The sequence below is a fragment of the Methanocalculus pumilus genome (genome assembly GCF_055382585.1).
On the sequence record NZ_AP042393.1, the window covers coordinates 2,069,413 to 2,082,786 of the forward strand.

The following is a 13,374-nucleotide window of genomic DNA, read 5'->3' on the forward strand; positions in this document are numbered from 1 at the left end:
TCACCCTGGTATCCCCCGGCCGGCAACACGCCTGATCGCTTCGGTTATGGTATCGTCCCCTTTCACCGGACCATGTGGACCCGGTATTTCTACAACAACCGGATAGACCCGTTGTGACCGCCCATGCTCGTCAAGAAGGCCGATGAGCGGCCGTGCATACCGATCCTGTATAAGGACGATACCGACTGATTCATCCATAAGAAGCTCTTTCAATGCGGCTTCGGCAGAGGCATCATCCTCACACCGGATCGTCTCTGCCACACCGCCGAGACGGCAGAGGAGGGTGACTGTCCGATCACCAACTGCCACGATCCTCATCTCATGCTCACCTCCACCACCATCTGCCTTCGTATCGTTTCCTCAGAACCATGGTATAAAATCCCGGCAGCAGCCGCCTGCAGGTTTTGGCACTCGATGCCAATCGCCATCAGGTACCGGAGGATAGGCCCGCTCCCGAGATGATACTGGCTGCTCACCATCCTGCCAATATCAAGCAGACACTGTGACAGGCTCATCTCAATTATACCCGGATCCCTGCTCTTCTTCACCTGCTCAATGAAAGGCTCGATATATGACCCATACATCGTCTCCCTGATCTGCGAGACAAGCTCCACAAGATCAGCAGATCGTGCAAGGTTTCTGAGCATATCATCTGAGATCTCAAAGCCTCCCCTTTGGATGAGGAATGGTTCAATTGCTGCTCCATCTGCACCATACAGCAGTCCGCGTATAAGAATCCTTAGATTCTCGCAGTCTATCATCCGTCCGGCCATCAGGACAGCCGGCTCATACTGGGATTCATCCATCCCGCGGGCAGTCATCATCAGGGAACGATAGGTATCTGAGAGAAGTGACGCTTCGAATACCGCGTATCCGTTCTGTTCGCCAACCGTCTTCCAGAGATCACGAATTCCGGGAAGGACACCTGACCTGTCAAGCCGCTGGACCGCCTCTTCAACAGATCCGGAGTGGGCGGCTTTCCTGATCGCTGAGCCGGAGAATGCGCCGATTGGAACCGCCCACTTCTCGATCAGATCCCCCGGAAGACCACCGCCAATTCCCCTCAGGACAGTAGCAACCTCCTCTGCTTCACAGACCCGGATATACCCAAGTATCAGGGGATGAATCGCATCCGGGACAGATACAGCGAGGTTGCCAAGCAGGGTATAATGGTATTGCCGGATCAGCCGTTCAGTATCGTCTGCACCCATCCCCTCACGGTAATCGATTATGTGGCCGGACCGCGCCGCCCGTTCAAAGAGATCAAGGAGATCAGAGGCATTTGAGAGGGTATCCGCACCATCTGCCGTCACAAGCGGGTTTCCCATCGCCCTGACCCGTGCTGAGGGATAGGCAAACGAGGCGATACTCAGGATAATCCTGAACCATCCCGCAGAGACTGCCACAAAGACTGCAATAAAAAACGCAATGACAAATCCAATCAGGATAATCCCTGATCCTTCTCCTGTGAAGAGTTCTGAGAAGATCAGATCAATATCCATCTCCTTCACCTCCATAGAGGATCGCAGAGACCTTCTGTGTCAGGCCATCCCGCATCTGGTCCAGCCGTGTCTCAAAGGTCTGATCGCACCTGATGGGAGTATCAGCGGAGGTGACGATCACCCCGCCTGACTGGATCCGGGGATCATGGAGAGGGAGGGATCGGATCGCAACCCCGTCAAGTCCTTCTGCTGCATCTTCAACCGCTTTTTTATCAGCAGCACGGCAAAGGATAACAATCTCTCCTCCCCCGACAATCTCCCTCCCTTCAATGATGAGGGAACGGAGGATACCCGGGTAATCAGGTTTTGATGGAATAGCTGCCAGTTCTTCCTCAGCAGCAACAAAGACCTCCCGGATCCCCTGCCATCTTGCATCCCTGAGTGCTTTCATCTCATCGTATTCTGCCTGGAGGAGGATTTTTCGTTCTGCCCGGAGGGCTTTGCGTTCACCATCAAGGAGGATATGCTCACGTTCACGGCCGGCTCTCTCCCGGGCAGCATCCCGGATCGCAGTGCACTCGTCTTCTGCCTTCTGCCTGATCCTCGCGATCTCCTCTTCGGTCTCTGCTTCAATTAAGGAGATGATCGTCTCAAGCCCCATTCAGAGACCTCCAAAGAGCCCGATCCCAAACATAATCAGAATCGCAACCAGCAGGCCGAAGATTGCAAACGTCTCTGCCATCACCGCGAAGACGAGGCTCTGCCCCATCGCTTCAGGCCGCCGTGCAACAGCACCGATCCCGGCAGCTGCCGTCATCCCCTGCCCAATAGCAGAGAGTCCGGCAAGGCCGACGGCAAAACCCGATCCGATACAGGCAAGGCCCGCGGCCGCTGTTGCCGTCACATCACGGGTGATGATCCCGGTAAACGCCATGATAAGGATAGCAACCAGCAACCCATAGATCGCCTGTGTCTCCGGGATAACCGAGAAGACGAGCCCCTTCCCAAACATCTCCTCCCTCTCGGATGTGGTCGCGATCCCGGCAGATGCCGCGATACCCTGACCGATGGCGGAGATTGCGGCAAAGCCGACCGCAATCCCACAGGCGATCGAAGCAAAACCGGCAGCAAGTGTTGGAACAATATCCCTTGTGATCATCCCGGTGAACGCCATGATCAGGATCGCAACCAGTAACCCATAGATCGCCTGCGTCTCGGGGATCACCGAGAAGACAAGGGAGCGGCCGAATGATTCCGGTTTCTCAGCGGTTGCAGCAGCTCCGGCAGCAGCAGCAATGCCCTGTCCGATGGCAGAGAGTGCCGCAAGGCCGATCGCAAACCCGCACCCGATTGCGGCAATCCCAATTGAAATATCCGAGATCGGGCCGCCTGCAATCATCCCGGTGAACGCCATGATCAGGATCGCAACCAGTAACCCATAGATCGCCTGTGTCTCGGGGATTACAGAGAAGACGAGGGCACGGCCAAATGCACCTTCATGCTCAGCTGTTGAGGCGGAGCCGGCAGCAGCAGCAATACCCTGCCCGATGGCAGAGAGACCCGCAAGACCAACCGCAAGGCCGCAGCCGATCGCGGCAAGCCCGGTCGCCATCGTCGCAACAGCATCACCCGCCAGAATTCCTGAGAACGCCATGATCAGGATCGCAACTAAGAGTCCATAGATCGCCTGCGTCTCGGGGATCACCGAGAAGACAAGGGATCTCCCCATAGCCGTATCATCCTCAGAGCTTGTAGCAATCCCGGCAGATGCAGCAATACCCTGCCCGATGGCAGAGAGGCCGGCAAGACCAACCGCTAATCCGGCACCAAGAGCAGCAAGCCCCATCGGGGTGGATACCGGGTCCCCGACACCGCCGATCACCCCGGTCGAGATGAGGATCAAAACAGCAACCAGAAGGCCGTACATCCCCTGTGTCTGGGGAACCGCCTGGAAGACAAGTGCCTGCCCGAACTTCCCGGGCTTGATGGCAATCACTCCGGCACCGGTGGCGCCGGCAATACCGACACCCATGCCGGATCCGATGGCAGACAGTCCTACCGCGAGCCCGGCACCGGTGACTGCCAGAATAAATCCGGGTGTGAGTTCAGGTATCATGATTCATCCTCCGGAAGAATTGTCTTCTTCCGATCCGTTGCAAATGGATGGAAGAGACGGCCGCCGCCTTCATAAAAGTGGCCAAAGAACTCGACATACTGGAGCCGGAGGGCATGGATAAATCCGCCCAGGGCCTGAAGCAGGAAGTTTGCCAGGTGGCCGCCGACTGCAAACAGTACCACAACGATTGCGAGATACGGATGGACAGATCCGATCATCTCAGAGAGGATATTCACGGTCATCGCAATCCCTGCCGTTGCAAGTGCGAGCGCAAGAATCCTTGTATAACTCAGCCAGTCCCCAAGGAAGCCCGTGATACTGAAGAAGCCAAGCGGCCCTTCGATGATCAGGATCATTGCAGCGGCTGCTGCTGCTCCTGCTCCCGATGCAAAGAGGAGGGGGAGGGGAATCTCTGCCCACCCGAAGAATGCGAAGAGAAGAATTGCTGCACAGGGCTGGAGGAGGAACCAGACCCCCTGTTCTTTGAGCATCTTCATGAACTCGCCTGTCCTGATATTGCTGTATGCAGCGATCCCAAGACCCATGTTCAGGTGAAAAATCCCAAAGAGAAGGGCTGCTGTGAGGATGGTGATCGGATCCATCAGGGGATCGATTAATACGAAGGGCGGGGATATGCCGAAGAATCTCGGGAGGAGATCCCCGAAGAAGCCCCCCTGTACGATACCGAAGAGAATGCCGGAGATACCGCAGGCAAACAGGATGAACGAGAAGTCACGGGTAGACCCCGTGTATCGTGCAGGGCCTGCAAGGAGGGCTGCGGCAACCAGTGCAAGCAGCAGCCCATACCCCGCATCCCCAAGCATCACCCCGAAGGTGATGACGAGAATCGGAGCAATAAAAACCGTCGGATCCACCTCACGATACCGGGGCGGGGCAAATGTCGTGGTGAGGGAGCTAAACGGCGAGAGCCAGCGTGGATGGTTGTATGCAACAGGAACAGCGGCATCCCCGTCCTTCCCCGGAACAGCACGGTAGATCATGGTGCCACCTGCATGAAGATCCCCGATCTTCTCAAGGAGAGGGAGATCATGGCTTTTAATCCAGCCTGAATAGAGCCTGAGATCGCGGGTTGAGCCGGTGAGGGCGGCGGCATCAACTGCATCCCGGGCAATTCCGAGGTCCTCTGCAAGCCCGGCAAGCAGTTGAAGGTATTCTGAGCTTTTTTCCCGCAGACAATTCTGTATCGTTTCATCTTCCTGATGGAGAGCGCTCTTCTCTTTCCGGATATGCTCGAGCGCCTCTGGAACAGAACTCCCATGATCGCCGAAGGTAAAATCCGCAAAACCCCTTGAACGGAGGAGTGCATCAACTCTTTCGGCAACACATGAATGCGCAAGGACAACTGCGATCATCCCCTCTTCCTCCAACCTGCATGCTGAGTGCGCAATTGCCTCTGATATTCCCTCTTCCTCAAAAAGTGCGTTTAAATCCTCGCATTCGCCGGTTGGAATGAGCCCTGCCCGGACAGTGATAAAACGGGAGGGCTCACGCGGAGGGAGGGACTCTCCAACGCACCGAAAGAGGAGAAGATGCTCTTCCTCTTCATCAAGGCGTGCGAAACGCTCATGGATAGCTGAACGGCGAACCCGGCAGGAGAGGATCTCCGAGATCACCGGGTTATATCGATCCACCACCTTCAGCAGTGAGGCGGGATCAGATCCCTCTGCCGGAACCGGGGATTTCCGATCCGGGAAGAAGAAACCGGTGATCCTCCCCTGCTCTTCCCTGTGATCATGGAGCGCTTCCACAGCACGCTCGGTCCGGGCCTGGGCAGCTGCGAGTGCCTGCCGGATCTCATCCCTTTGCACCGGTGAGATGAGGTGGAGGAGGTGCTCGTCACCGGTGATCGGGGTCAGTTCAAGAATCCCTTCTTCATGGAGAGCAGAGAGGAACGGTGCTGCATACCGGCGATGGATCCCCACCGTCACCTTCTGCATCTCAGCCGGATAGAACATCCTCCCCTCCGGTGACTGCGGCTATGATTGCAGAAACCGCCCTATCCTTTCGTGAGGCAGCAGCAGTCGTAATCTCTTCAACACGCCGATCCGTTTCAGAAGCGATTCTTCGGGCTTTTCCCTCAGAATCCTGTATTACACGATTAATGGTTTCTTCGGCCTCTGCTGAAGCCTTCTTAAGTTCATCTTCGATATATGCTGCCGCTTCTTTCCTGGCGGAACTGACTGCTTTTTCTGCCTCATCCTCAGCAGCACGAATCCGTGAGATCGCCTCTTCCTCCACCTTCAGGACAGCCTCGATATCATGAACCGGCATGATTGTGTTTATAGATTGACCCCGTTATTAACCTACGCCCTCACAGTATCCTTTATCAGATCATAGAGAGGAGAGATGATATCCGGCAGAAGATTTGCCAGATCGGGGAAGCATCAATGCAGGGAATCCTGACAGCAGATATCGGCGGCACATACAGCAGGTTCGCCGGGTTCACTTTTGGTGATGATGGTACCATATCCCGGCTGAATGCTGTTTCGCTCACCACGAGCAGTTTCAGTTCATTTGACGATCTGATCGAAGAAGCTCTCACATATGCAGCCCCGGCTTCCGGCTATTCATGGGAGGCGATGGTGCTTGCGGTACCGGGATTAATCAGGGAAGGCGTGCTTGGAATACTGCCCAATGTTCCGTGGCTGGCTGATATACGCACCCTCAAAACAAAGATGCCGGGAACAGAGATCCACCTGATCAATGATTTTGTTGCCCAGGCATATGCCTGCCTGCTGGAGACAGGGCTTGCGAGAGAGGTGATACAGGCAGGGAGATCCGAGGATGGCGGCGTCATTGCAGTTGTCGGCGCCGGAACCGGCCTTGGCCATTGCGCAATCCGAAAGGGAGCGGGAGATAGTATCTGTGTTATTCCTTCAGAGGCCGGCCATGCCGCCTTCCCATTCTCTAGAGGCGATGAGGCTCATTTCATGGAGTATCTCATGGAGAGAACCGGCAGCAGTTACCTGCATAACGATCTGGTTGTGAGCGGGGGCGGCCTTTCCCACCTGCATGCATGGCTGACCGGCGAGACGCTTCCTCCAAATCAGGTTGTCAGGAGAATAGGACCTGATTCAGAGACAACAGAGTTTTTTGCCCGGTTCTATGCACGTGCATGCAGAAACTATGTGCTCAGTACCCTCTCAACCGGCGGCCTCTTCATCACCGGCGGTGTTGCGATGAGAAATCCGTTCCTCGTGATGAACGATTCTTTCCGGGAGGAGTTCATAGATGCTCCGCATTACCAGGATATGCTCAAAACAATCCCCATTTACCTTGTTTTTGACGAAGATGTGGGTCTCTTTGGAGCAGCCCGGTACGGCATGGTGAAGCTCAGAGGATGAGCTGATCAGGAGGCTTTTTATTTTACCGGGTGAGAGAGATTCCACATGACCATTGATGATATCCGCGAGGAGATTGCAACAATAGATGCCGGGATTGTCGATCTGATCAAAAGGCGGCAGTCGCTGGCCGGAATGATGGCACATGAGAAGGTGAAGGCGGGCCGGCCGCCGGTCGACCCCGCACAACGGGAGCAGGTGATCGCCCGGGCAGTGGATCGGGCGGTTGAGGCGGGTATCGATCCAACAGGTGTACGGGAGATCTTTAACAGGCTTGTCGTGATGAGCGAGGATAAGCAGAGAGGGTGCATGGGGGATGGGAACCTGCCGTGATGGAGTGTTTCACAGTATAAAGGAATAAAAAAAAGTGAGTGAAATAAATACAAATGACAATATCTCTGATATGAAAACATCACCTCCTTTTTAAATCAATGTCATCTGCCACTTAAGTGTGTGGATATACATCAATTGTTTTTGTCTTTACTGCAATCCCTGCCATCACACTCTTGAGCATCTGAGATGCATTGGTAAGGTTGATGGGTTGGCGTGTTTTGAGTTTTGGTATTTTGATCTGCTTTGGTTTTGTCATAAGTGGATCTTCGTACATCTCCTTGTTTGTCACCTGACTTTGTGAGTTTCTAACTTCAACGCTATCAACCCCTTCAACATCTCGCTTCACATTCAACTCATTTTCCCGAGATCTCTTCAATATGGACAGAAAGCTTTATCATGTTGTGGGTTATAATTATAACTTGCATGCACGTCAAACGGATTAAGAAGAAGGATGCCGTATACCTCGCACTCTATGAGTCATACAGGGAGGAGGGAAAGTCCAAGACCCGGTTCATCAAATACCTCGGAAAAGAAGGAGATGAACGAGGCGTGCCACTCCCAAAGAAGTCAACCCATATCGAGACACCACTGTATCCTGAACATTCAAAACGGGCAGGCGATGTCCAGCTCATGTGGTCTATTGCCAATTCAACACTGAATATGCCGAAGACTATCGATCAGATCTGTTGTGGAGAGGGGCAGGTCGAGGGAAGATCACCCGGTAAAATCCTCACTGCATGGGCCATCAATAAAGCACTCAATCCCGATAGCGCAAATAACGTGGGTGAATGGATCCAGACAACGACTCTGCCCGATCTCATGGAACTGCCGGAAGAGTACTTCACCAAACATGCCTTCTATTCATCCCTTGACAGAGTCTGTTTCAAGGATTCTACAGCTGATGGGTTCACCGACTTCAGCCATCTCATCTGTGACTCGCTCTATACCCAATGGCGATCACTTCATCCGTTACCTGATGCTGCACAAGAGATCGTTGCCTACGATCTCACCCCGGTTCTGATCTTTGGCTCCGGCGATGAGCTTGGAGAGAAGGGTTACAATTCTAAGAAGGCGAACCAGAAACAGATCAATCTCTGTATTCTCGTCTCAAAATGGGATAAAGTGCCGGTTTCATTCTTTGTGCTGCCGGGCAATTTCAACTCAATGTCATCGGTAAAGGAGCTCCTGGTACAGCTGCTGGATCTCTCCTATGAGCCGGGGACACTGATCTGGGACCGGGGAAATACCTCGGAAGAGTCGGTCCGGGATATTGAGGCACTTGGCTGGAACCTGATCTGTGGCGTGAAGAAAGGATCAAACCAGGCACAATCACTGCTTCTGCAGACTGATGTTCCAACAAAGGTTACCAACCGGGTAAGATCAACCGGCACCAGTTCCTTGTATGCAACCAGGGCAAAAGGAACACTTTTTGGCAGGGAGGATGCCGGAGTTGTGTATGTCAACCATGCGAAGAGGATGGAGTCAATTGATTCAAGAAATGCGATGTTGGCTGAGCTGGATGCTGAATTGCAGGAGTTTTCCGGGAATATGAAGGGTCTGACGAAGGAGGAGGTTGAAGAGAGTATTGCTGGCATTCTTGGGCAGTATGCTGACTTTTTCACAGTTGATGTTCTTCAGAACGGGAAACGGTGTGCGATTTCATGGGAGTATAACGAGGCAGCGATTGACAGGGCGGCTGATCTGGATGGGAAATACCTCCTGTATTCGACTGATACCTCTTTGAAGGCGACAGAGGTGGTGAACGAGTATATGGAGAAGGATTTTGTCGAGAAGATATTCAGGACGCTGAAGACGCATCTGAAGATTGCTCCTGTCCGTCACTGGAAGAACCACCGGATTCGGGCGATCTTCTTTGTGAACATGATGGCACTGTGGCTCCGGAAGGTGTATGACTACCAGCTGAATCTGGTTCCAAAGAAGAAGAGGGATTATGGGTTCGATGAGCTGTTGAAACGGCTGAAACGTGTTGAATATGTCGAAGTGGTGAGTGCAGGCCAAAGAAAGGTGTTCTGGTATCTCAACCTGACGGATAAGATGAAGGAGCAGCTGAAGGCGATGGGGTTCAAGGATCTGTTCGGGGAGAGGAGATTGAGTCAGAGTGGGTTATAAAACCGGAAAGTCAGGATGAAAACACCCTCCCTGAAAAACAGATCACTATCTTTATCGTTGTATAAAATAATCAACGGATATCAACGTTGGTGCACCTGTGGGATAGAGCCATCAATTACTACAATACCATTCCAGCAACCCCCTCTCACAAATGGATCGGCGTTTAGTAAGTGAAACGATGGGTGATAGCAGGATGAGGTCGTTGAAACTTTTTGGTAGTTTGGTAATCATTCTTCTTCTCTGCACTTCTTTGGTTGCAGGGGGAGGGGCAGACCTAGATGAACAGCTTGAAGGAGAATTTGATATAAATATCACTTCGGATGCTAGAATCTCATTAGATCTAGCAGTTGATTCAATAGACGATTCATTAAGATGTGAAGATTTAGTGGGGGATTTGAACATCAACGCCCATATCGCAGATGAATCATCGAACATCATAGAATCATCTCTTGTAAGTGGTTCAGAGTCAATACGCTTTGAGTCTGAACACCCTTATGCCAATGATTTTGATTACACCTGGACAATCTCGCAACCCGGTGCCGACCAGGTACGAATCCACTTTGATAAACTCGAATTAGACGGTTATTATGACACTATCAGAATTTATGATGATGAGTGGAACTTACTGGTTACATATAGAGGTTGGACTTCACAGGAAAAAGTCTGGACCGAATGGCAATCCACTGACACACTTAAAGTCAGATTAACAACAAATAACGCTGGAACAGCATACGGATTCCTGATTGACAAGATCGAGTATAGAGATGATACAATCCCATCAACTGAGCATTTCGCTGAATCATATCATCCCTATGCCAATGATTTTGATTACACCTGGACAATCTCGCAACCCGGTGCCGACCAGGTACGAATTCACTTTGATAAACTCGAATTAGACGGTTATTATGACACTATCAGAATTTATGATGATGAGTGGAACTTACTGGTTACATATAGAGGTTGGACTTCACAGGAAAAAGTCTGGACCGAATGGCAATCCACTGACACACTTAAAGTCAGATTAACAACAAATGACGCTGGAACAGCATACGGATTCCTGATTGACAAGATCGAGTATAGAGATGATACAATCCCGTCAACTGAGCATTTCGCTGAATCATATCATCCCTATGCCAATGATTTTGATTACACCTGGACAATCTCGCAACCCGGTGCCGACCAGGTACGAATTCACTTTGATAAACTCGAATTAGACGGTTATTATGACACTATCAGAATTTATGATGATGAGTGGAACTTACTGGTTACATATAGAGGTTGGACTTCACAGGAAAAAGTCTGGACCGAATGGCAATCCACTGACACACTTAAAGTCAGATTAACAACAAATGACGCTGGAACAGCATACGGATTCCTGATTGACAAGATCGAGTATAGAGATGATACAATCCCGTCAACTGAGCATTTCGCTGAATCATATCATCCCTATGCCAATGATTTTGATTACACCTGGACAATCTCGCAACCCGGTGCCGACCAGGTACGAATTCACTTTGATAAACTCGAATTAGACGGTTATTATGACACTATCAGAATTTATGATGATGAGTGGAACTTACTGGTTACATATAGAGGTTGGACTTCACAGGAAAAAGTCTGGACCGAATGGCAATCCACTGACACACTTAAAGTCAGATTAACAACAAATGACGCTGGAACAGCATACGGATTCCTGATTGACAAGATCGAGTATAGAGATGATACAATCCCGTCAACTGAGCATTTCGCTGAATCATATCATCCCTATGCCAATGATTTTGATTACACCTGGACAATCTCGCAACCCGGTGCCGACCAGGTACGAATTCACTTTGATAAACTCGAATTAGACGGTTATTATGACACTATCAGAATTTATGATGATGAGTGGAACTTACTGGTTACATATAGAGGTTGGACTTCACAGGAAAAAGTCTGGACCGAATGGCAATCCACTGACACACTTAAAGTCAGATTAACAACAAATAACGCTGGAACAGCATACGGATTCCTGATTGACAAGATCGAGACAGATAAAGGTATCATATATCCTCCTCCAGTTGATCCAGAGCCAACTGTTGATGATCCGGAATGGACCGGTGATTTTAATGATGATCCAGTCCAGATACTTTTAGCTAGAGCCATATTTGGTGAGGCAAGAGGTGAACCCGATGAGGGTAAATTGGCTGTAGGTTGGGTGATTCGTAATAGGGCCGATAATCCGCGATGGTGGGGTAGTGATTATCATAGCGTTATTCTAAAGGATAAACAATTTAGTTGTTTCAATTCAGATGATCCTAATTTTGTAATCATTCAAAATCCACTTATTCATGATGAAACTAACTGGCGAAGGTCGTATGATATTGCAGGAAATGTTATATCAGGCAATAAAAATGATGATATTACATTAAATTCAGATCATTTCTATAGTATATCTATTTCACCACCATACTGGGTGGATGAACAAAAATTTGTTAAACAAATTGGAAACCATAAATTCTATCGACTTGAATTGAGTGCTCCAGAATCAGATGATGAACCAAAACTCCACACTGATCCTGCGACTGAAATCACTGAAACTACCGCTACCCTGCATGGCCATCTTCAGGATGGTGAGCCTGGCAAGACGTATGATGTCTGTTTCAGATATGAAGGAGGAAATGTCGGAAAAACAAAAGTTGGTCATACTTCGGTTACTGCAGCCAGTCCGAACTATGAGTATACACTTACAGGGTTAAATCCGGGCACTACCTATTATTATCGTGCAGTTCATCAAGACTCTCAAGGAGTGGGGGATTCTAAACACCAAATGGATGCAGATAACCATGAGAGTTTTACCACCCTAGGTGAACAGCCATCCGGTGGACGATACATAGTCAATTGGGAGAATGCTGCTGCAAATGGTTGGTTCAACCCCATGGGGATAAATACCCAACTCTGGACGCATCCAAACTACGATTTTGACTCTCAGCATTATTCTGATTATTGGAAGGTGAGACATACTGGCGTGGATTTTGTTAGTGCATCCGGAGAAGATGTTACTGGTTGGGATGTGCACGCCATTGCTGATGGCGAGGTCATCCAGTTTTACGGTTTAGGAAGCTATAATGAGGCTGTTATCATCCAGCATGATAGCCTGGATGGGCAGTTCTTTGCTGTGTATGGGCACATAAACACCGCTGGTAGGGGATTAGAAGTGGGAAGTACAGTAGACAGGGGTCAGGTCATCGGGATTATTCGTGCAGGGGGCAACCCAGATCATTTACACTTTGGAATTAATACAAAAGACAATATCAATGACTTCATAGTAGGCGGTAACGGCTGGGGTAGGACAACACTCAGCACCGATCCCAGAAACATCGGGTGGGAGGACCCAATTACATTTTTGGAAAATAGACAATATAAAGAGTCAACAGTATTAAGTGGCGTCTACCGGAATGGCTGGTGGATCCTCAAAGATGGAACCCGGACACACTATGGTACACCAACCGATATCCCCGTTGTAGTCAATGGGAAGATCGGTGTATTTCGGAATGGTCTATGGATCGTAAAAGATGGAATTCGAGAACAATTCGGTACACCAACCGACATCCCTGTTGTGGTGGATGGAACAATTGGTGTCTACCGGAACGGTCTCTGGATACTCAAAGACGGTACACGGGAACAATTTGGGACACCCACTGATGTACCGGTTGTCGTTGATGGGACAATCGGTGTCTACCGAAATGGTCTCTGGATACTCAAAGATGGAACCAGAACAAACTATGGTACACCAACCGACATCCCTGTTGTAGTGGATGGAAAGATCGGAGTCTACCGGAATGGTCTGTGGATCATTAAAGATGGTGTAAGAGAACAGTTTGGTCTCCCCACCGATATCCCCGTTGTTGTGCCAGTCATGGGATGAAGGGGGAACTGATCCCCATCTCATTTTTGCCTCCTCGCTATTTTATGTGGGTAGTTTAAAATCCAGCTTCCCCAGTTTCAAGTC

11 protein-coding genes are annotated in these 13,374 nt (G+C 50.3%); 4 read left to right on the plus strand and 7 right to left on the minus strand.

All coding sequences use genetic code 11. The annotated features are described in order from the left end of the window. From ACZ44I_RS10870 to ACZ44I_RS10895, 6 genes are read right to left on the minus strand one after another with little or no spacing between them, the layout of a single operon-like run. Positions 1 to 318, minus strand: coding sequence for a V-type ATP synthase subunit F (locus tag ACZ44I_RS10870; RefSeq protein ID WP_464549993.1), 318 nt, complete (start codon positions 316 to 318; stop codon positions 1 to 3). Further along, entirely contained in the window at positions 315 to 1,502 is a 1,188-nt protein-coding gene (locus tag ACZ44I_RS10875) for a V-type ATPase subunit (protein ID WP_464549991.1), read from the minus strand. Before ACZ44I_RS10875 ends, ACZ44I_RS10870 begins: the two co-directional genes overlap by 4 nt. Further along, positions 1,492 to 2,103 (minus strand): V-type ATP synthase subunit E, encoded by a 612-nt coding sequence (locus ACZ44I_RS10880; protein ID WP_464549989.1) that lies wholly within the window; start codon positions 2,101 to 2,103, stop codon positions 1,492 to 1,494. Before ACZ44I_RS10880 ends, ACZ44I_RS10875 begins: the two co-directional genes overlap by 11 nt. Next, complete coding sequence (locus ACZ44I_RS10885) at positions 2,104 to 3,558, minus strand: V-type ATP synthase subunit K (protein ID WP_464549987.1); 1,455 nt, start codon at positions 3,556 to 3,558, stop codon at positions 2,104 to 2,106. After that, positions 3,555 to 5,534: a V-type ATP synthase subunit I gene (locus tag ACZ44I_RS10890; protein WP_464549985.1), complete on the minus strand. Its 1,980-nt coding sequence runs from the start codon at positions 5,532 to 5,534 to the stop codon at positions 3,555 to 3,557. The genes ACZ44I_RS10885 and ACZ44I_RS10890 overlap by 4 nt, the downstream gene beginning before the upstream one ends. Then, complete coding sequence (locus ACZ44I_RS10895) at positions 5,518 to 5,850, minus strand: ATP synthase subunit B family protein (protein WP_464549983.1); 333 nt, start codon at positions 5,848 to 5,850, stop codon at positions 5,518 to 5,520. Before ACZ44I_RS10895 ends, ACZ44I_RS10890 begins: the two co-directional genes overlap by 17 nt. A 116-nt stretch (positions 5,851 to 5,966) precedes the next feature. Here ACZ44I_RS10895 and ACZ44I_RS10900 point away from each other — a divergent pair, with 116 nt between their 5' ends. Continuing rightward, positions 5,967 to 6,923 carry a glucokinase gene (locus ACZ44I_RS10900; RefSeq protein ID WP_464549982.1) on the plus strand — a complete coding sequence of 319 codons (957 nt, stop codon included), beginning with the start codon at positions 5,967 to 5,969 and terminating at the stop codon, positions 6,921 to 6,923. Between the two features lie 45 nt (positions 6,924 to 6,968). Continuing rightward, positions 6,969 to 7,253 carry a chorismate mutase gene (locus tag ACZ44I_RS10905; protein WP_464549980.1) on the plus strand — a complete coding sequence of 95 codons (285 nt, stop codon included), beginning with the start codon at positions 6,969 to 6,971 and terminating at the stop codon, positions 7,251 to 7,253. Positions 7,254 to 7,365: 112 nt separating this feature from the next. Here the strand turns inward: ACZ44I_RS10905 and ACZ44I_RS10910 are convergent, their stop codons facing one another. After that, positions 7,366 to 7,599, minus strand: a complete 234-nt coding sequence (locus ACZ44I_RS10910) for a hypothetical protein (protein WP_464549978.1) — start codon at positions 7,597 to 7,599, stop codon at positions 7,366 to 7,368. Positions 7,600 to 7,676: 77 nt separating this feature from the next. On the opposite strand from ACZ44I_RS10910, the gene ACZ44I_RS10915 reads away from it, so the two are divergent. Together ACZ44I_RS10915 and ACZ44I_RS10920 are read left to right on the plus strand one after the other, a co-directional pair. Further along, entirely contained in the window at positions 7,677 to 9,383 is a 1,707-nt protein-coding gene (locus ACZ44I_RS10915; RefSeq protein ID WP_464549976.1) for an IS1634 family transposase, read from the plus strand. A gap of 193 nt (positions 9,384 to 9,576) precedes the next feature. Then, positions 9,577 to 13,290 (plus strand): CUB domain-containing protein, encoded by a 3,714-nt coding sequence (locus ACZ44I_RS10920; RefSeq protein ID WP_464576534.1) that lies wholly within the window; start codon positions 9,577 to 9,579, stop codon positions 13,288 to 13,290. The last annotated feature ends 84 nt before the right edge of the window (positions 13,291 to 13,374 follow it).

Coding starts and splice junctions, on each gene's coding strand:
- ACZ44I_RS10870 (WP_464549993.1), bottom strand. CDS start 318: ATGAGGATCGTGGCAGTTGGTGATCGGACAGTCACCCTCCTCTGCCGT.
- ACZ44I_RS10875 (WP_464549991.1), bottom strand. CDS start 1,502: ATGGATATTGATCTGATCTTCTCAGAACTCTTCACAGGAGAAGGATCA.
- ACZ44I_RS10880 (WP_464549989.1), bottom strand. CDS start 2,103: ATGGGGCTTGAGACGATCATCTCCTTAATTGAAGCAGAGACCGAAGAG.
- ACZ44I_RS10885 (WP_464549987.1), bottom strand. CDS start 3,558: ATGATACCTGAACTCACACCCGGATTTATTCTGGCAGTCACCGGTGCC.
- ACZ44I_RS10890 (WP_464549985.1), bottom strand. CDS start 5,534: ATGTTCTATCCGGCTGAGATGCAGAAGGTGACGGTGGGGATCCATCGC.
- ACZ44I_RS10895 (WP_464549983.1), bottom strand. CDS start 5,850: ATGCCGGTTCATGATATCGAGGCTGTCCTGAAGGTGGAGGAAGAGGCG.
- ACZ44I_RS10900 (WP_464549982.1), top strand. CDS start 5,967: ATGCAGGGAATCCTGACAGCAGATATCGGCGGCACATACAGCAGGTTC.
- ACZ44I_RS10905 (WP_464549980.1), top strand. CDS start 6,969: ATGACCATTGATGATATCCGCGAGGAGATTGCAACAATAGATGCCGGG.
- ACZ44I_RS10915 (WP_464549976.1), top strand. CDS start 7,677: ATGCACGTCAAACGGATTAAGAAGAAGGATGCCGTATACCTCGCACTC.
- ACZ44I_RS10920 (WP_464576534.1), top strand. CDS start 9,577: ATGAGGTCGTTGAAACTTTTTGGTAGTTTGGTAATCATTCTTCTTCTC.